This is a genomic window from Enterococcus sp. DJ147D b, assembly GCF_058216655.1.
The window spans coordinates 921,204-945,057 of sequence record NZ_CM177104.1; the positions used below are offsets into that span (position 1 = coordinate 921,204).

The window sequence follows — 23,854 nt, forward strand, 5'->3', positions numbered from 1 at the left end:
TCACCTGATGGAAAATCGACAAGAAATCCAAGAATTAACGTTAGAAGAAGTAATGGGTGACCGATTTGGACGTTATTCAAAATATATTATTCAAGAACGCGCCTTGCCGGATATTCGTGATGGGCTAAAGCCAGTCCAACGACGAATTTTATATGCAATGAACAAAGATGGGAATACTTATGATAAAGGCTTCCGTAAGTCTGCGAAATCAGTCGGAAACATTATGGGTAACTATCATCCACACGGGGACAGTAGCATTTATGAAGCAATGGTTCGTATGAGTCAAGACTGGAAGCTCCGAGAAGTGCTAATTGAAATGCATGGAAATAATGGTAGTATGGACGGCGATCCCCCAGCAGCCATGCGTTATACAGAAGCACGTCTGTCTAAACTAAGTGGTGAGATGTTAGCTGATATTGAAAAAGATACGGTTGATATGGTTTGGAACTTTGATGACACTGAAAAAGAACCAACCGTTTTACCTGCTAGATATCCAAACTTATTGGTAAACGGTTCGACAGGTATCTCAGCGGGGTACGCGACCGAGATACCAACACACAATTTAGGGGAAGTCATTGATGGGACGATTTACCTTATTGACCATCCTAATGCAAGTTTAGAGAAACTGATGGAATTCATTCCGGGACCTGATTTTCCAACAGGAGGAATCTTACAGGGAAAAGATGAAATCAAAAAAGCCTTTGAAACTGGTCGTGGAAAAGTAATCTTACGTTCTAAAACAAAAATCGAAGCAATTAAAGGAAACAAAGAACAAATTGTTATTTCTGAAATTCCGTATGAAGTCAATAAAGCAACACTTGTGAAAAAAATCGATGAAGTTCGTTTGAACAAAAAAGTGGATGGAATTGCTGAAGTTCGTGATGAAAGTGACCGAACAGGGTTACAAATCGTTGTGGAATTAAAAAAAGATGCAAATGCACAAGGAATCTTAAATTATCTATTTAAAAACACAGAGCTACAAATTAACTACAACTTTAATATGGTAGCCATTGACCATATGACACCACATCAGGTTGGTCTACGAGATATTTTGAGCAGCTATGTGGGACATAGGAAAGACGTGATTACGAAACGTAGTCAGTATGATTTGGCAAAAGCAGAAAAGCGTCAACATATTGTAGAAGGTTTGATGAAGGCATTATCGATCTTAGATCAAGTGATTGCGACAATTCGTGAAAGTAAAGATAAACGTGACGCAAAGAAAAATTTGGTGGATGTTTTCCAGTTTACGGAAGAACAAGCAGAAGCAATTGTGACGTTACAACTTTACCGTTTAACAAACACCGATATCACTGAACTTCAAAAAGAATCTGAACAATTGATTGCGCAAATCACGGAATTAAATAAAATTCTTTCAGATGATAAAGAATTATTTTCACTAATGAAAAAAGAATTGCGTGAAGTGAAAAAAAATTATGCAACAAAGCGTATTACAACAATTGAAGATGAGATCGAAGAAATAAAAATTGATACGAAAGTGTTAGTTGCACAAGAAGACGTAGTCGTTAGCGTTACGCATGAGGGATATGTGAAACGAAGTAGCATACGCTCTTATAGTGCTTCAAAACCAGAAGAGATTGGTATGCGTGAAGGTGATTACCTTCTATACACGGGCGAATTAAGTACATTAGATCATGTCTTGTTTGTGACGAATAAAGCAAATATGATTTATCGTCCTGTCCACGAGTTACCAGACCTAAAATGGAAGGAAGTCGGAGAACACATTTCGCAAACAATTTTGAATTTGTCCATGGACGAATCGATAATTGCGGTGTTCCCATACACGAAAATCCAACCAGAACAAACCTTTATTTTTATCAGTAAAAATGGCATGATCAAACAAACGAGAATGACTGAATTTGAACCATGGCGTACGTATAAGAGTCGTCCACTTAGTTCGATGAAACTAAAAGACGAGGACGAGCTGATAGCGGTCTATTTAGAAGAGAAACAAACAGATTTAGATGTCTTTTTAGTTACCTATCAAGGAATGGGCTTAAGGTACCCATTAGTTGAAGTACCAGTCGTTGGTGCAAAAGCAGCAGGAGTGAAAGCCATCAATCTCAAAGAGGATGACACGGTAACAAATGGATTATTAGTTTTGGCTGAAGGCGATACGCCAATCGTCATTGTCACACAAAGAGGTGCAGTCAAACGAATGCTTGCGCAAGAAATCTCACAAACTTCACGCGCAAAACGTGGTGTACAAGTTTTAAGAGAATTGAAGAAAAACCCTCATCGAGTGGTTTATATGTCAGAAGGAACAAGTCGTGAATTATCAATTGTGAACCAAAAAGGAAAACAAGTAGAATTTAATCCAACTGATTTTCCAATTGGTGACCGGACTTCGAATGGTTCGTTTGTGTTGGATGAAAAACAAGGCGGAGAGATTATCCATGTCCTTGAAACGAACAACACAAAAATAGAAGAATAACTGTATTATTTTTTGTTGAAGGGGCATAATCTGTAGTAGTACAGGTTGTGCCCCTTTTTTCATTTGCTAACTAGAATAAATTGAACTTTTTTAATTAAATATGAAAGTGTTCACAATGCTTAAAGCTTGGTGTTGCAGCGTTGTTTAGTAATGTAGTTATTAAAATCTAAAAATTGTTAAAGAAAAAACAAGAAAACCCTTGCAAAGATGACGCTCTGTGTTATACTAATCACGTAAAAACTGTTACATAAAACAGAAACTTTTAGGAGGTCCATACAATGGAGCAATGGAATGGATTTAAAGGAAAAACCTGGAAAGAAGAAGTAAACGTTAGAGATTTTATCCAAGAAAACTATACCCCTTATGATGGGAATGACGAATTTTTAGCTGGTCCAACAGAAGCAACAACAAAACTTTGGGATCAAGTAATGGAATTGAACAAACAAGAGCGTGAAGCTGGTGGCGTATTAGATATGGATACTAAAGTCGTATCTACAATTACTTCACATGGTCCGGGCTACTTGAATAAAGATTTAGAAACAGTTGTTGGATTCCAAACAGAAAAACCATTTAAACGTAGCTTGCAACCATTTGGTGGAATCAGAATGTCTGAACAAGCAGCTGAAGCTTACGGCTTTGAAATCGATTCAGAAGTTTCTCACATTTTCCGTGATTATCGTAAAACACATAACCAAGGTGTTTTTGATGCATACACACCAGAAATTCGTGCAGCACGTCGTTCAGGTGTTATCACTGGTCTTCCTGATGCCTATGGTCGTGGACGTATCATTGGTGACTACCGTCGAGTAGCACTTTATGGTGTAGATTATTTGATTAAAGAAAAACAAGTTGATTTGTCTAACTGTGGTATTGGCATCATGTCAGATGATATCATTCGCCAACGTGAAGAATTGAACGAACAAATCCGTGCGTTAAGTGAGTTGAAAGAATTAGGAAATATCTACGGTTTCGATATTTCAGAACCTGCTACAAATGCAAAAGAAGCATTCCAATGGTTATATCTTGGATATTTAGCAGCAATCAAAGAACAAAATGGTGCAGCAATGTCATTAGGACGTACCTCAACATTCTTAGATATCTATGTGGAACGTGATTTACAAAATGGTGTTATTACTGAAGAAGAAGCACAAGAAATCGTTGACCATTTTGTTATGAAACTACGTCTTGTTAAATTTGCTCGTACACCAGATTACAACGCATTGTTCTCAGGTGACCCAACTTGGGTTACAGAATCAATCGCGGGTATCGGTGAAGATGGACGCCACATGGTAACTAAAAATAGTTTCCGTTTCTTACACACGTTATCAAACTTAGGACCAGCTCCGGAACCAAACTTAACTGTTTTATGGTCAACTCGTTTACCACATAACTTTAAAACTTTCTGTGCAAAAATGAGTATCCAAACATCAGCTATCCAATACGAAAATGACGATGTTATGCGTAAACATTGGGGCGACGACTATGGAATTGCTTGCTGTGTATCAGCAATGAGAATTGGTAAACAAATGCAATTCTTTGGCGCTCGTGCAAACTTAGCCAAAACATTGTTGTATGCAATCAACGGTGGGGTTGACGAAAAATCAAAAGCTCAAGTTGGACCTAAATATCAACCAATTACTTCAGAAGTTCTTGATTACAATGAAGTAATGGAAAAATACGATGTCATGATGGACTGGATCACTGAATTATATGTGAATACACTGAATATCATTCACTATATGCATGATAAATATTCATATGAACGTATTGAAATGGCTTTACAAGATACAGATATCTTGCGCACAATGGCAACTGGTATTGCTGGATTCTCAGTAGCAGTTGACTCATTATCAGCAATCAAATATGCAACTGTCCGCACAGTTCGTGATGAAAATGGAATTGTTGAAGATTACGAAATTGAAGGTGACTACCCTAAATATGGTAATAATGATGACCGTGTAGATGAAATTGCTGTTCAATTACTAAAAACATTTATGACAAAAGTGAAACGTAATAAAACTTATCGTAATTCAACACCAACTACTTCAATTCTTACAATCACTTCAAATGTTGTGTATGGTAAGAAAACAGGTAATACACCTGATGGTCGTCGCGCAGGCGAACCATTTGCACCAGGTGCTAACCCAATGCATGGTCGCGATACACACGGAGCATTAGCAAGCTTGTCTTCAGTAGCAAAATTACCATATGAATATTCATTAGATGGTATTTCAAATACATTCTCAATCGTACCTAAAGCTTTAGGTCGTGACGAAGAAACACAAGAAGAAAACTTAGCAACAATGCTTGATGGTTATGCGAAGAAAATGGGTCACCATTTAAATATCAACGTATTCAACCGTGATACTTTATTGGATGCCCAAGAACATCCAGAAAAATATCCTCAATTAACTATCCGTGTTTCTGGATATGCAGTAAACTTCATTAAGTTAACACGCGAACAACAAAATGATGTAATTGCGCGTACAATGCACGAATCAATGTAACAAAAGTCAAGGAGGCGGATGGACTGATTCAGTCGATTCGCCTTTTTTACTTGAAAAGTCATTATTAGGAGGACACGTCTATGACAACACCTGTAACAGGTTTTATTCACTCAACTGAAAGCTTTGGGTCCGTCGACGGCCCTGGTATCCGTTTTATCGCATTTATGCAAGGATGTCGGATGCGTTGTCAATTTTGTCATAATCCAGATACTTGGAATATTGGCGGTGGTGTTGAACGATCAACAGACGATGTGTTAAATGAAGCACTTGCTTACCGAGAATTTTGGGGAGATAAAGGTGGTATTACTATTAGTGGTGGTGAGCCTTTACTGCAATTAGATTTTTTAATTGATCTTTTCAAAAAAGCAAAAGCGCAAGGGGTTCATACAACAATTGATACATGTGGTAAACCTTTTACGCGTGAAGAACCATTTTTCAGTAAATTTGAAGAGCTAATGGAATACACAGATTTGTTATTATTTGATATCAAACATATCGATAATGATCAACATAAAATTTTGACAGCGAATGGAAACCAAAATATTCTGGAAATGGCACAATACTTGTCAGAAATCGGTAAACCTGTTTGGATTAGACACGTTCTTGTTCCTGAACGTAGTGACTACGATGAGTATCTGATTCGGTTAGATGAATTTATCAAAACGCTGGATAATGTGGATAAGGTGGAGATTCTACCTTACCACACCATGGGTCGGTATAAGTGGGAAACATTAGGCTTGAAGTACCCATTAGATGGAATTGAACCACCGACGAAAGAACGTGTAGAAAACGCAAAACAATTACTTCACACAGAAGATTACCAAGGATATTTAACTAGATAGTTTTGAAACGGAAAAGGAAGTTAGTATTGCTCTTTTCCGTTTTTTTGCTATTATTAAATATGAGAAAGAACAAAGGAGCGAATGACATGTCAAAAATTTTAGTTTTTGGACACCAAAATCCAGATACAGATGCAATTGGTGCGGCGATTGCATTTTCACATTTACAAAATGAATTAGGAAAACAAACAGAAGCTGTAGCATTAGGCATACCGAATGAAGAAACACAATTTGCCTTAGATTCATTTGGATTAACAGCACCTCGCGTAGTAGAGTCAGCGAAAGCAGAAGATGCAGCTGTTATGCTGGTTGACCATAATGAATTTCAACAAAGTATTTCAGATATTGCAGAGGTAACGATTTTATCTGTGGTGGATCATCATCGCATCGCAAATTTTGAAACAGCTAATCCTTTATATTACCGTGCCGAACCAGTTGGTTGCACAAGCACAATCGTTTTGAAAATGTACAAAGAAAATCAAGTAAGCATTCCAAAAGAAATTGCCGGAATCATGCTTTCAGCTATTATTTCTGATACATTACTATTCAAATCACCAACTTCTACACCTGAAGACGAAAAAGCAGCACAAGAGCTTGCTGAAATCGCAGAAGTAGATCTAAATGTTTATGGTCTAGAAATGTTAAAAGCAGGTACAAAATTAAGCGATAAATCAGCTGCAACCTTGCTTGATTTAGATGCAAAAAGTTTCCCAATGGGAGACAAGAATGTCCGTATTGCTCAGGTTAATACAGTTGACTTGAATGAAGTAATGGATCGTCAAGCTGAGTTAGAAACAGCCATGGCTAAAGAAATGACTGCAAATGGTTATGATTTGTTTGTTTTAGTTGTCACGAATATTTTAGACAGCGACTCAGAATTATTGGTTGCTGGAGATGACAAAGAAAAAGTTGAAGCAGCATTCCAAACAAAATTAACAAACAATCGTGCATTTTTAAAAGGCGTTGTTTCTCGTAAAAAACAAGTTGTTCCTCAATTAACAGAAGTTTTTAGTTAATTACTGATTTAGCTGAGTCGAGCGTAAACTGCGACTCAGCTTTTTTTATCACGAATGAAGATAGAAGTTGAATGGAGTGAGGGAGCAAATGAATTATTTTTATTCACCCAAAAATAAAGTTTATCAAAAATTGGTGACTGATCCGCTGTTCTCACCAGTTATTACGTATTTAAGTGAGCAGCCCGAGCCAGTCATTTTGAGAGAATTAAAACAAGTTTTTCCTCAGCGAAAATTTGAACATTTTTTGGATCAATTGATTGAAGCTGGACTAGTTAAACGAGAACAAAGAAGATACGAATTAAACTTCCCAATCTTCACAGAAAATGAAGCTAACTATCAAGAAATCATTGCTAGTCAAGCTCAGCGATTAAGTGAACAGCTTTCTAAGCTTTCCAAAGATGAGCAACAATTCATTTTAGGAGAAACACTTTGGTCAATTTGTTTTGAAGAAGATAGTAAAGTTTTTTATGGCTACAAAGGTGAGACAGAAGAAACGACACGAAAGACGATTGCCGGAAATGAAGCCTATCAATTTGTTTCAATTTCTACTACAAAAAACTTTCCAGTAACATTAGCGAATTATTTCTTCGTTCAAAAAAATAAGCTTACACAATTCCCAAATTTTTCATCATTAGCAACTTTGCTGGGGGATGTGAATGAAGTCTATTATTTTGATCAAGTGGAAGTGATCATTGAACGTATCCGGCTAAATAAATTTAAAAATCGCCGTCCAAATATTTTTTTGGAATCCTTAATCCAGACAAAAACCATTCAATCAGAACCGGCTTTTGAATTATTGTTACCGGTTCTTGAAAATAAAAAAGAGTTGAGCGACGTTCAGCTTACTGAAATAGTTGGTCTAACTGAATCAGAAGTTGCTTTCGTTCACAGAAAAATGTATGAAGAAGTAAAACAATCTCTTGGGTTAACGGCATATTCTTATATCAAAGCAAAATAAAACATCCAGACAAACCTTCAATCGTTTGTCTGGATGTTTTATTTATATGTTTTGTTTCGTTGATATTGCCACATTAAGAATGCTAAACAAATCACAAATAAGAAATCAAAACAGTTACTGACATCTTGAATAATCGTTGTTTGGATCGTGGGTGCAAATGCCAAAAACAAAAAAGCAAAAAAGTTATAGCCAAAACAAATGAGTGAGATCCAGCAAAAGAAAGGATTTAATTTCAATTCTTTAAATACTAACGAGAAGAAAAAGAAAGAAAAAATTGCTAAGGTAACCACTAAGCCATTTAAAATAAAAAAGAAAAGCGAATTTTGATTAAAGGTATAGAGTAAAACAGCCAAGAATGAAAACAATTTTAATGCGATAAAAATAAATGAAGCTTCCGCTAGTTCTTTTGTTTTTTCTAGGTAAACATAGCGCGAAAAAAAGATGGCAAACAAAAGTGACGATAAAGAAGACAAGATAAGTAAGCCTGCACTCTGGTCCAATGTATTAAGTGTTGAATAATCCAGTAAGAGCCATCCAAGTGCATGGTTTGGTGCATCAGAAGTTGTAGAAAAGGTATGTAAGACAAAAAATAGGATTGCCAATAGTCCAAATAGCGAAGCTAATTGGAGATAAATCATTGTTTTTCGATACATTTCAAGTAGTTCTCCAATACTAAAAAATGATATTTTGCATATATTATCATAACAAAACAATGAGCTTTTGTCGAGGATTAGACAAAAATAAACCGGTTCAAACAAATAGAATTTGCTAAACCGGTATGAGAAAATCATTTCTTTTTTGATTAAAAAAATTTAATTTTTTTGACGTTTCCGGACTTTTTTCGTCCAAAATCCTCCAGAAATATATTTTGGTTCATAGGAAATAATGAATGCACGTTCTTCGACTGTTTTGATCAAGTGATAGAGCTCACGTTCACTTTTACGTGGAGAAAGGATTTCTAAAACTAATCGTTCACCCTCAAGTCCCATTGCAGAAGTTTGTGTAACTCCGTACCCGTTTTCTCGCAAAATTCGAGGCAAATTTTTATCTTCAGAGGTATTTGTTGGCAAAATCGTCGTAACCATGATGTAGCCAAGTGCTAATTTGTCTTCAATCAAGATCCCTACACTGATTCCTACAGCATAGCCGAGTGCGTAAACAAAGAGATTTAAAGGATTATCTAAACGATCAAGAACGAGAGAAAGCCCCATAATATAAATAATTATTTCAACCATACTTACTAAAGGAGCAATCAAGCGATAGCCCTTCATCGTCAGCATAAATCTTAGGGTATTTAGCGTAATATACGCAAAATTGATAATAAAAATCATTAGTAACATTTTTGGATCAACCATCAAAACACTCCCCCTATTTCTTTCTTCTCTACAATAGCAAAAAAATCAAAATTTGGGAAAAAATTAAAGTATCTTCATTTGAAAAAAATTAAAAAAAGATTATAATTGTATTATAAAGACGATGGGTAGGTGATGCTATGAAAAAGATCAATCAAATTATTTGTGTTAGCCATCTATTGAGTATGGTCTTTAGCGTATATTTAGCTGTTTATGCCGTTCAAGAAACGTTTGAGGTAGAGGATCTATTCTTCTCATTATCCATCATTGATTACTTTCTATTAAGCGTTATCTTCTTTCTAGTCCTTTTTATTGGGAGTATGTTTGGTGGTGTAGCTAGCTTTCTTCGCTTTTCCATTTATCCGGTACTTACATTGTTACTGGGAATAATTGGAATATCTTCTCTTTTTTTATTTCCGCAATGGTATTTACAATCGACTTTGCTTTTTTTTAGTAGTATTAGCATTTTTCAAATTTTAAGTAGCAGTTGGTTATTTTTTCAAAATATAAATTTAATTAAGTTAGGTGACTCGAAGTGAATCCAATCGTAATGAAACGTAAAGTGAAAGCAATTCCCGTGTTAGAAGTTGTTTTAGAAGAATTCAAAAGCAAAAAAATTCCAGTGGTTGTCTACTATCACGGCTGGCAAACAAGTAAAGAATTGGTTCTGACACAAGGTAGAAAAATTGCGCAGTATGGGATTCGAGTCATTTTGCCAGATGCAATGAATCATGGCGAACGGAAACAGCCTGTGTCTTCCATTCCCTCTTACACGTTTTGGAATAGTATTTATGGCAATTTATTCGAATTTGAAACACTGATGGAACATCTTGACAAGCGAGGTTTACTCCATGAAAAAGTAGCGGTAGGCGGTGTTTCGATGGGGGGGATGACTACTTGCGCATTACTTAGTCATCACCCTAGGCTTATTGCTGGTGCCTGTTTAATGGGGTCACCTGCGCCACTAGCTTACGGACAAGGAATCAAGGCGCGTGCTAAACAACTCGATCTTACTTTACCTAAAGATTATTTTGAATTGATTTCTTGGGTTGAAAGATATGATTTGTCTTTGAATCCACAGCGTTTAGCTGGAAGACCTTTGTTTTTTTGGCATGGAAAGAAAGATGAGAAAATTCCTTTCGAACAGACCGCTGATTTTGTAAGGGCTAATCAATGGACTCAAGCAGGGCGGCAGATTCTTTTTCATCCTTCAGAAAAGCAAGGGCATTTAGTTGAAATTCCATTGATGGAAGAGGCAGCGGCTTTTTTTTACAAATGTTTGATTAAGGGAAACCATGAAGAAAAGATGTAAGAAAATCGTATTCAGTAGTTGAAAAGGAATAAGGGTTTTTGAATAAAGGTATTTTTTGAGTGAAGTTCTTATTTCTAGTAATAAAAAAAGATTGGAAATTTCTTTGATTCCAATCTTTTTTTCGTCCTTTCTTGTTTGGTGACAGAAAAGATATGAAAACTTGACTATAAAACGAAAAAATTTTAGGTATAATAGAGGATGAAGTAAATTGGTCTATGTCCTTCATCGTGAGGTGTATTCGCGAAATTTTTGTTAGAAAGAGGTAGAGCTATGACAACTCTTGCAGACGTAGCAAAATTAGCAAATGTTTCAAAGATGACTGTATCAAGGGTGATCAATCATCCTGAACAAGTCACTGACGAGCTGAAAGAACTGGTCTTTTCAGCCATGGCTGAATTGAACTATCGCCCTAACATTGCGGCAAAAGCACTTGTTTCTAATCGATCACAAGTAATCAAATTATTTATTTTAGAAGAAATCGATACAACAGAGCCCTACTATATGAATTTGTTGATGGGAATCGCCAATCGAATTGGTCGAGCACATTATTCATTACAGCTAGTAACAACAAGTGGGTTTGATGTTGGTGCTTGTGACGGATACATCATTACGGGGATGCGTGAAAAAGATTTTGATTGGATAGCCCGCTTGGAAAAGCCAGTTGTTTTATTTGGGGAAAATGATTTTGGTTATGATTATGTAGATAGTGATAATCAATACGGAACAACAAAAGCAACGGGATATGCTCTATCTCGTGGGTATAAATCGGTGGTTTATATTGGGATGGATGTGGCAGAGCCTTTTGAACGTGCCAGAGAAGCGGGATATTTAGCGGTTATGAAGGAACAGGAGTTATCAACAAAAACAGTTCGTTTTCCTAATCATTCGACAAAAGCGGAAGAGTATATTGACTCACATTGGGATGAATTTGACAAGAATACTTGTTTTGTTTGTAGTTCAGATCGTTTAGCTTTAGGTGTTGTTCGAGGAATTATGAAAGTTGGCGGGAAAATTCCTCAAGATTATGGTGTGATTGGTTTTGATGGGGTCTTTTTGGATCAAATCAGTTCTCCCAAGTTAACAACGGTGAAACAAGATATTATTCGGATGGGTGAAGTTTGTGGTGAAATGTTGTTGAAAAAAATTGAAGAAAAAGGAGCAAGTCAAGGTTATCGACGATTTTTTCCAGAAGTTATTTTACGTGAAACGACGAAGTAATTCACGTTTTCTTTAAAAATGGTCGTGATTTCTGAAATTTATCAGCGCATTATTACTGAAATAGCTGAAATTATGCTATGATTGAGAAAAGTTCCGTTTTGAAAAGGATGAGTTAAATGAAAGAAATCAAGCGAAAGCATTTTCGTTTTCCAGCTTATGATGATGAAATAGGGGTAAAATTAAGTACGGAGTCTAATCGAGTTTTATTTGATGGTGTCGATGATTTGATGACCCAAACAGATCAACATCCACAACAACGTTACGGTCGAACAAAAGAGTTTCATTTTGATGAAAACGACCGAAATCAGACACGCCAAAGAAAACAAAGACGTACGATGAATGAAACGACAAAAGTTGTGCCACGTCAAGAGAAGTTGGAACGTTATAAAGAAAATTTGCCAGAATATGGAAAGCATTCTCAACTTAAGACATCGCCAACTGGACAGAAGAAGCTTTTTGGTGAAAAAAATCATGTTCAAACAAATCAATCGGTGACATCCTCTGCACGTAATAAAACATCTTCAAAAACAAATAATGTCACTCATGAACGTTCCTACTTTGTACCAAAATTTATTCCAGCATCAATTATCCCAGATCCAAGAGAAACACAGGTGACGGAAAATGAATTAATCCAATCAATGAAGAAAGCAGAAGATGCATACCTGTTATTTGATACTGATCCAACGCCGTATCAAGAGAAAAAAGAGAACAAAACGGTCAAGACTTTTCATAAAAGTGAAGAAGAAACAACAGTAAAGACAACAAATAAGAAGACAACGAAAGCAAAAAAAGCACATGGAGTGTTGGAACGCTCACTTCACGGGTTGATCGAGGATCAAGGCAATTCATTAAAAGAAAATAGCTATTTCAAACAATAGCATTGGCTGATTGAAAATGACAAAAAGAGCAATGATGTAAATCATCGCTCTTTTTGTGTATGGTGCCGTATGTGAAGATGATTTAGCAATTGTTTCTTAGTTGACAGAATCAAATGACTTTAAGCGACACTTGCTTAAGTGTCAATCAGTTGGATTGAGAACGGTCGCTTTGTACCATGACCTTTATGGCCGGTATTCCAAAAGGACTCTTCCATATAGCTTACAGTCACTGCAAAATATGAAAAGCTACTTGGAGTGCTTGCTCACTATCTTGTCGGAGCTAAACGTTATATATCTCAACTTTTAGAAAGTAGGAAAAATCATGAAAAAACAAATGAAAAAAATTGGCTTCTATCAAGGGTTACCAATCGAAGAAAAAGAGAGTTTCATCGAAATAACTGATGCAGTTCCCGTTGCTACAGGTCACGATTTGTTAGTAGAGGTAGATGCAATTTCTGTTAATCCAGTTGATACGAAGTTTCGTCAGAATGCAGCAAAAAAAGATCAGTTAACTGTTTTAGGTTTTGATGCAGTTGGGCGAATCGTCGCTGTAGGTGAGAGGGTTGAAAAATTTCAAATCGGCGAACGTGTTTTTTATGCAGGAAGTAGCAAACGTCCAGGTAGTAATCAAGAGTTTCAACTAGTCGATGAAAGAATCGTAGCAAAAGCACCAGCTTCTTTATCAGATGAAGAAGTAGCCGCGTTACCGTTAACCAGCTTGACGGCTTTTGAATTATTATTTGAAAAATTTCAATTAACCCCACAAGCAAAAGCGAATATAGGGAAAAAATTATTAGTAATCAACGGTGGAGGCGGGGTTGGCTCCATTTTGACTCAGCTTGCTAAATGGAGTGGTCTTGAAATATTTGCAACAGCGAGTGTCAAAAACTTTGAGTGGCTCCATAATAATGGAGTGGATCATCCCTTGGATTACCATGAAGACTTAAAGAAACAATTGATTTCTTTGGGAACGGATCGTGTAGACTATGTGGCTGTATTATATGATGTTGTACCTTATTTCCAACAACTACTAGAAATTGTACAACCAGGGGGCCGAGTGGGAACAATTGTTGGTATCAATCAACCCTTACCAATTGGTGAATGGAAAAATCATTCAATTAGTTTTGATTGGGAATATATGTTTGCGAAAACGGATTTTGATTATAAAATTGAAACGCAGGGGGCGATTTTAGCAAAAATCACCACTTTGGTTGAACAAAAAGAAGTGCATAGTCATTTAGGCAAAGTTTATCAGGGAATTTCTGTCACTCACTTGAAGCAGGCAACAAAAGATGTCGAAGAAGGACATGTTCAAGGGAAAGTGGTATTAACGGGTGGTTTTGTTGACTAAATAAAAAAAGAGCTTGAGTATCCGTAGCGCATCTCAAAAGTTAAACTAAAAAGCGAACTTTTGAGGTGTACGGCATGATCAAGCTCTTTTTAAGTTGAACAAACTAGTTGTATCAAATTGGTTCTTGATATTCTGGTAATTCTTCAAAAGACGTGGCAGTTTCTTCTAAAGTCCCCATTGAATATTTCGCTGATTGAAAGAAATCAGGAAGCTGAACATATTTTACTTTGTTTAACGTATAAGCTAAAACAGAGCAACTTAGTAAAGTGTATAAGAAGTGTCTAAGATCAAGGTATAAAAGAGACACGACTAAGATAACAAAAGTGACTAAGAAAAGACTTTTTCCGATTTTAACGTGAAAATACTTTTCAATTGCTTGATATAAAATATCGGTTCCGCCCGTACTACCTCCAAAGCGAAAAACCAAGCCACAACCAATACCAGAAAGTAGACCAGTCATCAGACTATTGATTAACAAGTTCCCAACGGCAAACTGTATATGAAGACTTTCCCATAAATGTAAAAAGAAAACTAATGCAAATGTTCCCACAATCGTACGAAGAAATGCATGTTTTCCAAAAATAAATAATGAGATCAGTAATAATGGTAAATTCAAGACTAATGAAGTAATTGAAGGTGCAAATCCAAAAAGGTTATTTAGCAGTAACGCAATACCTGTCACCCCGCCATCAGCAAGTTTTGAAGGTACATTGATTCCAGTTACAGCAAGCCCGTAGATCCCAGCACCTAAAATAATTCCACCAAGGTCTGTAAATAAATGTAGTTTTTTCATCTCTAACCCCTTTTCTGTTTGAAAATTTTCAGCAACCCCTATATTATACAAATAGAATCAATTCTTCAAGAGGGAAAAAGAAATTTTTTTCTGTGTGAAAACTTTTTATTAGGCAAACAAAAACAAAGGAGGAAATCATGCGCGCTGCTGACTTACTAACTATTTTGACCAATCCGCCACAAAACAAAGAATACCAAGGAATCTTCTTACTGATTAAAAATCAGAAACGGCCAGTCACAAAGATTGAGGTCACGCCAAAAAACGAGTTAGTCTTACATTTCAATCAACCAAAAAATGGATTGACAATGAAAGAAATTTTAGTTGAACTAATGATGAATCGTGAAAAAAATATTTACTATCAATTGGATGCAGAAATAATTCCTTTATATGGTATTAAAGAAACAGGAACAGAATTAATGATTTAAATAAAAAAATAATCACGTGAAGGATTAGTTTTTTTAAAATTGATATTTTCCGATGGGACGGTAAAATCTGAATAGATTTGAAGCAGTGAGTTTTGTTATTATTTAACTCGGGGAAAGCAATTACGTCACACAACGAAGGGGGGATGAAATGAGACAGAAAAAGCTAATGATCGGCACGATATTTCTGTTAGCTATTTTCTTGACGAGTCCAGTAGCATTTGCCACACAGGGGAACGAAACGACACTTACCGTCCAAGGAGTGCTGTATAGACCAACTTTAGGAGAAACAACAATCACTATGCCAGAGCAATTGCCAAAAACAGCAGAGGTTCAGTCAGAAGCATTGGTTTGGTTGGGAATATGTCTGGTCTGTATTTCATTCGTTGGTTACCTACTTGGACGAGAAGAAATGAACTTTTTTGGGGAGAAGAGTAATGTCATGAAAGCAATTCAAAGTAGTGGTCAATCTTTTGCTTACTATATAAGAAGCATCATTAAGAAAAAGGGATTCGTACATAAAACGTAGTAAAGCGTTTATCTTAATGTTCTTTGATTGAAACTATCAAAGAACATGGGAGCACATAGTAAAATGAGTTGTTTTTATAAATAAGTTACCTGATAGTTGTGAAGTAGTGTCCTCTCGTTGTAAAGCTAAGTAATATATCTTTGTAAGAACAATGAGGAAACGACCATCAACAAGGTAAAAAGAAATAAAAAATGGAAAAGAAACTAGGCTAAGAAAAGAGTCCCCCAAAGATTCTTCTCTCATCCAAGTTTCTTTTATTGTTAACGGACGTCCGTTGAACCTATGGTAGCAATGACTTAGTAATAATGCCAACAATTATACTTGTGAAAAAAGTCACGACAAGAAAGAGAAACTAAAAACATATTTTTTGTCAAAAAAAGAAAAACGTCTTATTTTTTAACAGTTATGCGCAGAAAACAGCTTTTTTTTACAATTCTCACAAAAATTTCGTCTACTCACCTATAATTACAAGAGAACAAGCCAGTAAAGAAAATTATCTCCCCCACGAGATTTCCACTTTATTGGCTGTTTTTCTTCTTATTGATTTGTTGGGCTGAACTGCTAAGACAGAAGAGCTCCTAAAATTCCCCATTATTTTGTTGTTTTTAGATCAACCAAAAAGACCAGAAAATCATCATGATTTTTCTGGTCTTTTTGGTTTAACAAGGCAACATATTTGGGGAAAGTATTTGAGAGGTTTATACTTAAGAAATAACAAAATTAATTAAGAAAGAGGAGACTAATGAATCAGTTTATTCAAATTCTCGATGAACGAAAAGCAGAATTGCTAACTGCCACGTTCCAACACCTATCGATTTCTTTCTTTGCATTACTCCTTGCGGTTTTGATTGCAATTCCTTTAGCCATTTGGTCGGTGAGTCATAAAAAGTTAGCAGAAGTTTTATTACAAATCACTAGTGTATTACAGACGATTCCATCATTAGCCTTATTAGGATTATTGATTCCGTTTGTTGGAATTGGTACAGTGCCAGCATTGATTGCTTTGGTCGTATATGCATTACTACCTATTTTTCAAAATACGTATATTGGTTTAACTGAAATCGACCCATCAATTGAAGAAGCAGCTGTAGCTTTTGGCATGTCTCGAATGCGACGTTTAATCAAAGTTGAATTACCAATTGCGTTGCCAGTAATTATTTCGGGGATTCGTACAGCGTTGGTTTTGATTATTGGAACGGCTACCTTAGCAGCGTTGATTGGTGCAGGTGGTTTAGGAACGTTTATCTTGTTGGGAATCGATCGCAATACACCTGCGTTGACACTGATTGGTGCTATTAGTTCGGCATTACTAGCTATTATTTTTAGTAGTTTGATTCGTTTGTTACAACGTGTTCGACCGCTATACACCTTGATTGTTTTAGCCTTGACAATTGGCGTCCTTGGAGGCGTATCCGCTTACCAAACATTTTTTGTGAAAGAAGAGCCTGTAGTAATTGCGGGTAAACTTGGTTCAGAACCAGAAATTTTGATTGAGATGTATAAAGAACTGATTGAGGAAAAAAATCCAGATCTTGCTGTTGAAATCAAACCAAATTTTGGAAAGACGAGCTTTTTGTTTAGCGCCTTACATAATGAGCAAATCGATATCTATCCAGAATTTACTGGAACGGTTTTAGAAAGCTTGGTCAAGGTTCCAGAAGCAATGAAAGAAACGAAGTTATCCGAAAAAGATACGTATCAACAAGCAAAAGAGTTGCTCCAGCAACAAGAAGCAATGACTTTCTTAGAACCAATGGCGTATCAAAATACTTATGCACTAGCAGTGAAAGAGTCCTTTGCTAAAGAGCATCAGTTAGAAACGATTTCTGATTTGATCAAAGTGAACAATCAACTCAAAGCAGGTTTCACTTTGGAATTTATTGATCGTAACGATGGTTATCGCGGAATCCAATCGGTTTATCATCTAGCATTTCCAAGTGTCCAAAGCATGGAACCAAGTCTTCGTTATCAAGCAATCAAGAATGGGGACGTCAATATAATTGATGCTTACTCGACAGATAGTGAGTTAAAAGAATATGGATTAGTGACTTTAAAAGACGATTTACAACTATTTCCCCCTTACCAAGGTGCACCTCTAATGAAGGAAAATTTTGCTAATAAACATCCAGAAATCGTGAATGCCTTGAATCAACTTGGTGGGAAAATCACTGAAGAAGAAATGATTGAGATGAATTACCAAGTAAATGTTGAAAAACGAGAACCAGCACAAGTCGCCCACGAGTTTTTAGTAACGATTGGGTTGAGCAAGGAGGCTGAAAAATGACAGAAATCATCGAGTTTCATCAAGTCCAAAAAAAATTTGCTGAAAAAGTTGTGATCGATCAACTAAACTTTGTTGTTCATCCAGGTGAGATTTTCGTATTAGTAGGCCCGTCTGGTAGTGGAAAAACAAGTACGCTGAAGATGATCAATGGATTGATCAAGCCAACGAGTGGGGAGATATATTTTAAAGGTGAAAAATTAACTAGCTACAATTTACAAAAATTGCGGTGGAAGATGGGATATGTTTTACAACAAATCGCTTTATTTCCAACTATGACTGTTAAACAAAATATTGAAGTGATACCAGAGATGCTAGGCTGGGACAAGTCAAGACGGGAACGACAAGTGGATCAGTTATTGGAAAAAGTAGGGCTTTCGCCAACGGATTATCGAGATCGCTTTCCACGGGAATTATCTGGTGGAGAGCAACAACGAATCGGTATTCTACGTGCAATTGCTGCCAATCCAGAAATCATTTTGATGGATGAACCGTTTAGTGCACTTGATCCTCTTTCACGTGCTTCCTTGCAAGAATTAGTTCTTTCATTACATCAAGAATTAGGGACGACTGTCGTTTTTGTTACACACAATATGGAAGAAGCAGTCAAACTAGGTAGTCGAATAGGTGTCATGAAAGACGGTCAGTTGATTCAATGTGATACACCGGAAAAACTATTGAAGCAACCAAATAACGCATTTGTTCAAAGCTTTTTTGAAGAAACCAATCAAAAAGAAATTTTGGTGGAAGAACTGATCGCTTTAGGTTTCTATGACAAAGAAATAACAGATAAAAATGTTCCTATGATTGAGATCACAGCTCCATTAACTCAGGCTTATCAAAAATTAGCCCAAGCACCAGTTGTTCAAGTCATCAATCAAGGAAAGCTTATTGGAGAATTGTCTGGTCAAGATGTCTTTGCATTTTTAAGTCGAAAGGAGTCGAACAAACGATGAAGGAGTATGACGCAATTGTGATTGGTTCAGGAGTGGCTGGATTAAGTGCCGCTTATGAGTTGAAAGCAAAGCAGCAACAAGTATTAGTAATTGAAGAAAACTTGTGGGGAGGGACATGTCCCAATCGAGGATGTGATCCCAAAAAAATCTTGATAGGTGGTGTGGAAGCACGTAATCGGGTCAAGCAATTGCTTGGTAAAGGGTTCTCTGAAGTACCACCATTGAATTGGCAAGAACTTCAGTCTTTTAAACGAACATTTACTGATCCAGTCTCTGCAAATCGCCAAAAAGAATTAAGCCAAGCAGGAATCGATCATCTGACTGGAACAGCAAGTTTTCTTGACGAAGAAACGATTGAATTAATGGGAAAAACATTTCGCGGAAAACACTTTGTGCTGGCAACTGGGCAACGTCCAACGATCTTGCCGATAGAAGGAAAGGAATATTTACAAACGAGTACTGATTTTCTAGCGCTTTCCGATTTACCAAAACAACTGATTTTTATTGGTGGAGGCTATATTTCCTTTGAATTAGCGACAATTGCTCACGCGGCGGGGAGTGAAGTAACCATCGTGCATCACAATCAGCGACCTTTAAAAGAATTTGATGAAGAATTGGTTCAAGAGGCCATTATTCAAATGAAAAAAGCTGGAATCCAGTTTGCTTTTGATGTAGATACAAAAAAAATCACGCGTCAAAATGGAAAATTACAGTTGATTGCTGAGAAAGAAACGTTTGAAGCAGACGCTATTTTTTGCGCAACTGGTCGCCAACCAAATGTTGAATCTTTACATTTGGAGCGTGCCAATGTTGCTTTTACGAAAAAAGGGATCATGGTCAACGAATTTCTTCAAACAACAAATCCCAAAATTTTTGCTTGCGGAGACATTATTGAGAAACAGTTACCAAAATTAACGCCTGTGGCGACATTTGAAGGACAATATGTTGCTAGAAAAGTGACAAAAGAACTGCAAGAAGCCATTAAGTATCCTGTCATTCCCACTATCGTTTACGGTAGTCCAAAGATTGCAACTGTTGGAGTAACGAAAGTCGAAGATGACAGGCAAACAGTAACAGTTACCCAAGAAATGACGGATTGGTTTACTTATCATCGAGTAAATGAACCGTTAGCTAAAGCAAAGTTTTTTTTTAATAAAGAAAACTTTTTGATTGGTGCCAGCGTCCTAAGTGAACAAGCAGATGAACTGATTGATTTTCTAGCGATAGCTATCAATCAACAGTTGACGAAAGAAATCGTGGATCAATGGATCTTTGGTTATCCAACATTGGCTAGTGATTTACCCTATTTACTGAAATAGTGAAGGGATAAATTAAGAAGAAGTGCTTGTTGCCCGAATTTTGTTATGCTACACTGAAAAAAATGAATACTTGTTTCTGGGGATGTCGTAAACGGCATGAGAGTAAGTTGTGAACTTAGACCCATCGAACCTGTCAGTTAATACTGGTGAAGGGAGAAACATAGCAAACGCTTGTTTAAGTGAGACCTATGTTGTGTCCGCAAACAAGCGTTTTTTTGTTCCAGTGTTAAATTCGATTCATTTAGGAGGTGAACTATTGAAGAAACATTTATATCCAGCAATCAGTATTTGCGTTTTGCTACTGATTTGGCAAGTCAGTGTTCAACTCTTGCAGACACCAACTTTTATCTTGCCTAGTCCAATTGCCGTTTTCCAAGCATTGTTTGCTGATTGGCACACGCTGTTTTTTCATTCGCTCACGACTTTGAGTGAGGCCTTATTAGGCCTAGTGATTGCAGGAATCATTGCGTTTTTCACAGCATTGCTGATGGACTATTATGACTTATTAAAGACTGCAATTTATCCTATCTTGGTGGTGTCACAAACTTTGCCAATCATGGTATTGGGACCATTACTTACGTTGTGGTTTGGTTTTGGACTAATGCCGAAAGTGATTTTAGTTATCTTGATGAGTTACTTTCCGATAGTCGTTTCTTTTGCGGATTCATTGAGCAAAGCATCAAGGGAACAAATTATATTTTTGCGAACAATGGGGGCAAGCACAGGACAGATCTATCGAATCTTCAAAATTCCTGAAGGTCTTGTGGGGTTCTTTTCTGGGCTAAAAGTTGCGGCAACTTATTGTGTCAGCGGTGCAATCGTTGGAGAATGGCTAAGCGCACAGTCAGGATTAGGTTACTATATGATTCGTGTAAAAAACAGTTATCAAATCGACAAGGTTTTCGCAGCAATCCTTTGTGTGGTCGTTCTTAGTTTGTTGTTGAATGGCTTAAGTGTGTTAGTAAAGAAAAGTTATTATTATTGGTTGTACACTAGAGAATAGGAAGAGGAAGAAAATGAAAAAATTGTTATGGTTAGTACCGGCTTTGTTACTATTTACCGCGTGTGGTTCAAATAAACAGGAAGCAAGTGATACGGATACCACAAAAAAATTAACGGATGTCACTCTTGTGTTAGACTATGTGCCAAATACGAATCATACAGGTATCTATGTTGCCAAAGAACAAGGTTACTATAAAGAAGCAGGTTTGAATGTGAATATCATTGAGCCAGGGGACGATTCGACAAGTATTGGTTTAGTGGGTGCAGACAAAGCACAATTCGGCGTTAGTTACCAAGAAGATGTCACTTACGCACATGCTGATGGTCAATCCATTCCGGTAAAAGCGCTTGCGACGATTATGAAACACAATACTTCTGGATTTGTCGCAACGAAAGACAGCGGGATAACGAAACCAAAGGATTTTGAGGGGAAAACTTATGCAGGTTGGCAAAGTCCTAGTGAAGAAGCGGTATTGAAAGCAGTTATGGAGCATGATAATGCAGATTTTTCTAAGTTAACAATTGTTGGGAGCACTGGAGAAGGACCAGAAGCTTTAGGAAAAGGTGTCGATTTACAGTGGTATTTTGAAGGCTGGGATATGATTAAGGCAAAAGAAGCGCAAATTGACTTGAATTATCTTCCGTTGAGAGAACTAGATGAACGTTTAGATTATTATACTCCTGTTATTATTACAAGTGATAAAATGATAGAACAAGAGCCCCAAATAGTTGGAAAATTTATGGATGCAACAAAAAAAGGTTATCAAGAAGCAATCAAACAGCCACAAGCAAGTGCAAAAATTTTGCATAAGTACGCATCAGACAACCAATTAAGTTTCTTGGAAGAGTCACAAGCATTTGTTTCAGAAAATTATACCGATGAACCAGAGAAATGGGGATTGATGCAAGAAAACGTGTGGGACAACTATACTGATTTTATGCAAGAGAGTGGGCTAATTAAAGAAAAAGTGGATTCAAAAGAATTATTCACAAATCAATTTATTCAATAGGAGGAAAAGACGTGGCAATTAAAATCAATCAGTTAACTGTAACGATTGATAACTTAGAGATTTTAAAAGAAATGAATCTTATTGTTGAAAAGAATTCGTTTGTATCGATCATTGCTCCAAGTGGTGCAGGCAAATCAACTTTATTGAAAGTTTTAACTGGTGTAATGACGCCAACGTCAGGAGATATTTTTGTTGATGGGGAACCAATTACAGGATTAAATACAGCGTTTAGTTATATGCCACAAGAAGATCTATTATTACCATGGGCTAGTGTTTTTCAAAATGTCACATTGTATCAAAAAATCAACCATCAAAAAATCAATCAAGAAAAAGTAATGGCAGAACTGCAATTATTTGGATTGAAAAAATATAGTAGTTTTTTACCAGAACAACTTTCCGGTGGTATGAAACAACGAGTTGCATTATTGCGAACTATGATGAATCCAGCTGACTACTTATTGTTAGATGAGCCGTTTGGTGCGTTGGATGCGATGACTCGAAGTCAGATGCAAGACTGGCTACTCCAGTTACCAAGACAAAAAACGAGGACTACTTTACTAGTGACCCACGATATCGAAGAAGCAATCTATTTATCCAATCGAATTTTAGTGCTGTCTGCTCGACCCGCGCAAATCATTGCAGATATCAAGTTACCAGAAGAAAAACGAACAAGGAGTTGGCTTGGCGAACAAGCAATGCTGAAACAAAACATCTATCAATTGTTAGCAGGTGAAACATATGTTGATTGATGGACATTGTCATTTGGCAGGAAGTGCAGAATTAGCACAACAGCAACAAAAACATCAGATATTGACGATTCTAAATTGTGACTCGCCGGAAGAATGGAAAGAAAATCGGCGATTGACTAAAGAGGGACGTCTTCAAATGTTAAGTTTTGGTGTTCATCCTTGGAAAGCAGATCGTTACCAGTTTGAAGAAGTCTTACCTTATTTGGAAAAAGCCAACATAATTGGTGAAATTGGATTAGATAGAGTGTGGACACAAGTGCCAATATCACGACAGCTGACTATTTTTAAACAGCAACTGACTTATGCAATGGAACACCAAAAACCAGTTGTTTTGCATACAAAAGGATGCGAAGCAGAAATTTTATCCTTGATCAAAAAATATCCCAATCGTTACTTGATTCATTGGTATTCAAGTATGGCACTTCAAGAAGCTTATATTGACCTTGGTTGCTATTTCACCATTGGGATCGATTTGATGCGGAATAAGGCAGTCACAGAATTGGCGAAAAAAGTACCGCTTGATCGTTTGTTGATCGAAACAGATGGGGTGGCGGCTATCGAATGGGCATTGGGAAAAAAAGTAAAGGTAGAAGATTACAAGTCGATAGTCACAAGTCATTTGCAATCTTTAGCTGAATTAAGAATGATCCAGTCGACGAGTTTAGCGAAGAGAATGACGCAGAATCTTCAAACATTTCTTAGCGGTGAAATTTAATGTCTAAGTGAGTCAGCAATATTAGTGGTCATGTTGGACAATAACGAGGTTATCAGTTTTTACTTCTGTTAAAATGAAGAAAAGCTTGTCTCGTGGAATTTCAGTGATCAAGTTTGATTCACTGTGAGAAATGAATTCTACATTAAAAGGCTGTGACAAGTTTTTGTCACGGCTTTTTTTTATGACAGGTGT

Annotated in this window: 21 protein-coding genes and 1 riboswitch; of the genes, 18 read left to right on the plus strand and 3 right to left on the minus strand. The window is 36.6% G+C overall.

Going from position 1 to position 23,854, the window contains the following annotated elements; all coding sequences use genetic code 11:
- Positions 1-7 precede the first annotated feature (7 nt).
- The 5 genes from parC (at position 8) to AC4BD1_RS04510 (ending at position 7,775) form a co-directional block, all read left to right on the plus strand.
- A complete protein-coding gene (gene parC, locus AC4BD1_RS04490; protein ID WP_490485879.1) occupies positions 8-2,455 on the plus strand; it encodes a DNA topoisomerase IV subunit A in 2,448 nt (815 codons plus the stop codon).
- Between the two features lie 278 nt (positions 2,456-2,733).
- Positions 2,734-4,962 (plus strand): formate C-acetyltransferase, encoded by a 2,229-nt coding sequence (gene pflB, locus AC4BD1_RS04495; RefSeq protein WP_206910083.1) that lies wholly within the window; start codon positions 2,734-2,736, stop codon positions 4,960-4,962.
- A gap of 80 nt (positions 4,963-5,042) precedes the next feature.
- Positions 5,043-5,804, plus strand: coding sequence for a pyruvate formate-lyase-activating protein (gene pflA, locus AC4BD1_RS04500; protein WP_490485880.1), 762 nt, complete (start codon positions 5,043-5,045; stop codon positions 5,802-5,804).
- Between the two features lie 86 nt (positions 5,805-5,890).
- Positions 5,891-6,817 carry a manganese-dependent inorganic pyrophosphatase gene (locus AC4BD1_RS04505; RefSeq protein ID WP_490467117.1) on the plus strand — a complete coding sequence of 309 codons (927 nt, stop codon included), beginning with the start codon at positions 5,891-5,893 and terminating at the stop codon, positions 6,815-6,817.
- An 88-nt stretch (positions 6,818-6,905) separates the two neighbouring features.
- Positions 6,906-7,775 carry a DUF1803 domain-containing protein gene (locus AC4BD1_RS04510; RefSeq protein WP_490467118.1) on the plus strand — a complete coding sequence of 290 codons (870 nt, stop codon included), beginning with the start codon at positions 6,906-6,908 and terminating at the stop codon, positions 7,773-7,775.
- A 38-nt stretch (positions 7,776-7,813) separates the two neighbouring features.
- Here AC4BD1_RS04510 and AC4BD1_RS04515 read toward each other — a convergent pair whose 3' ends face one another.
- The gene (locus AC4BD1_RS04515) at positions 7,814-8,428 is read right to left on the minus strand and encodes a hypothetical protein (protein ID WP_206910091.1); all 615 of its coding nucleotides are present in this window, start codon (positions 8,426-8,428) and stop codon (positions 7,814-7,816) included.
- Between the two features lie 159 nt (positions 8,429-8,587).
- Entirely contained in the window at positions 8,588-9,130 is a 543-nt protein-coding gene (locus tag AC4BD1_RS04520; RefSeq protein ID WP_206898813.1) for a DUF2179 domain-containing protein, read from the minus strand.
- 532 nt (positions 9,131-9,662) lie between these two features.
- On the opposite strand from AC4BD1_RS04520, the gene AC4BD1_RS04525 reads away from it, so the two are divergent.
- The 4 genes from AC4BD1_RS04525 (at position 9,663) to AC4BD1_RS04540 (ending at position 13,886) form a co-directional block, all read left to right on the plus strand.
- Positions 9,663-10,439 (plus strand): alpha/beta fold hydrolase, encoded by a 777-nt coding sequence (locus AC4BD1_RS04525; RefSeq protein WP_490467119.1) that lies wholly within the window; start codon positions 9,663-9,665, stop codon positions 10,437-10,439.
- Positions 10,440-10,709: 270 nt separating this feature from the next.
- On the plus strand, positions 10,710-11,657 hold the full coding sequence (locus AC4BD1_RS04530) for a LacI family DNA-binding transcriptional regulator (RefSeq protein WP_206910094.1): 948 nt from the start codon (positions 10,710-10,712) through the stop codon (positions 11,655-11,657).
- Positions 11,658-11,773: 116 nt separating this feature from the next.
- Entirely contained in the window at positions 11,774-12,535 is a 762-nt protein-coding gene (locus AC4BD1_RS04535; protein WP_206910096.1) for a hypothetical protein, read from the plus strand.
- 322 nt (positions 12,536-12,857) lie between these two features.
- Complete coding sequence (locus AC4BD1_RS04540; RefSeq protein ID WP_490485881.1) at positions 12,858-13,886, plus strand: zinc-binding alcohol dehydrogenase family protein; 1,029 nt, start codon at positions 12,858-12,860, stop codon at positions 13,884-13,886.
- Positions 13,887-13,998: 112 nt separating this feature from the next.
- On the opposite strand, the gene AC4BD1_RS04545 is transcribed toward AC4BD1_RS04540, so the two are convergent.
- Positions 13,999-14,679 carry a YitT family protein gene (locus tag AC4BD1_RS04545; RefSeq protein WP_490485882.1) on the minus strand — a complete coding sequence of 227 codons (681 nt, stop codon included), beginning with the start codon at positions 14,677-14,679 and terminating at the stop codon, positions 13,999-14,001.
- Positions 14,680-14,816: 137 nt separating this feature from the next.
- On the opposite strand from AC4BD1_RS04545, the gene AC4BD1_RS04550 reads away from it, so the two are divergent.
- The 9 genes from AC4BD1_RS04550 (at position 14,817) to AC4BD1_RS04590 (ending at position 23,662) form a co-directional block, all read left to right on the plus strand.
- Positions 14,817-15,104, plus strand: coding sequence for a hypothetical protein (locus AC4BD1_RS04550; protein ID WP_206910100.1), 288 nt, complete (start codon positions 14,817-14,819; stop codon positions 15,102-15,104).
- 148 nt (positions 15,105-15,252) lie between these two features.
- Positions 15,253-15,630 (plus strand): LPXTG cell wall anchor domain-containing protein, encoded by a 378-nt coding sequence (locus AC4BD1_RS04555; protein WP_206910101.1) that lies wholly within the window; start codon positions 15,253-15,255, stop codon positions 15,628-15,630.
- A 742-nt stretch (positions 15,631-16,372) separates the two neighbouring features.
- Positions 16,373-17,914: an ABC transporter permease/substrate-binding protein gene (locus tag AC4BD1_RS04560; RefSeq protein ID WP_490485883.1), complete on the plus strand. Its 1,542-nt coding sequence runs from the start codon at positions 16,373-16,375 to the stop codon at positions 17,912-17,914.
- The gene (locus tag AC4BD1_RS04565) at positions 17,911-18,867 is read left to right on the plus strand and encodes an ABC transporter ATP-binding protein (protein ID WP_206910103.1); all 957 of its coding nucleotides are present in this window, start codon (positions 17,911-17,913) and stop codon (positions 18,865-18,867) included. The genes AC4BD1_RS04560 and AC4BD1_RS04565 overlap by 4 nt, the downstream gene beginning before the upstream one ends.
- The gene (locus AC4BD1_RS04570) at positions 18,864-20,186 is read left to right on the plus strand and encodes a dihydrolipoyl dehydrogenase family protein (protein ID WP_490485884.1); all 1,323 of its coding nucleotides are present in this window, start codon (positions 18,864-18,866) and stop codon (positions 20,184-20,186) included. The genes AC4BD1_RS04565 and AC4BD1_RS04570 overlap by 4 nt, the downstream gene beginning before the upstream one ends.
- Before the next feature lie 67 nt (positions 20,187-20,253).
- Positions 20,254-20,358: riboswitch (TPP riboswitch) on the plus strand.
- A gap of 84 nt (positions 20,359-20,442) precedes the next feature.
- Positions 20,443-21,189, plus strand: coding sequence for an ABC transporter permease (locus tag AC4BD1_RS04575; protein WP_206910104.1), 747 nt, complete (start codon positions 20,443-20,445; stop codon positions 21,187-21,189).
- A gap of 13 nt (positions 21,190-21,202) precedes the next feature.
- Entirely contained in the window at positions 21,203-22,198 is a 996-nt protein-coding gene (locus tag AC4BD1_RS04580; RefSeq protein ID WP_206910106.1) for an ABC transporter substrate-binding protein, read from the plus strand.
- Positions 22,199-22,209: 11 nt separating this feature from the next.
- Positions 22,210-22,947, plus strand: a complete 738-nt coding sequence (locus AC4BD1_RS04585; RefSeq protein WP_490485885.1) for an ABC transporter ATP-binding protein — start codon at positions 22,210-22,212, stop codon at positions 22,945-22,947.
- The gene (locus AC4BD1_RS04590) at positions 22,937-23,662 is read left to right on the plus strand and encodes a TatD family hydrolase (RefSeq protein WP_206910108.1); all 726 of its coding nucleotides are present in this window, start codon (positions 22,937-22,939) and stop codon (positions 23,660-23,662) included. The genes AC4BD1_RS04585 and AC4BD1_RS04590 overlap by 11 nt, the downstream gene beginning before the upstream one ends.
- The last annotated feature ends 192 nt before the right edge of the window (positions 23,663-23,854 follow it).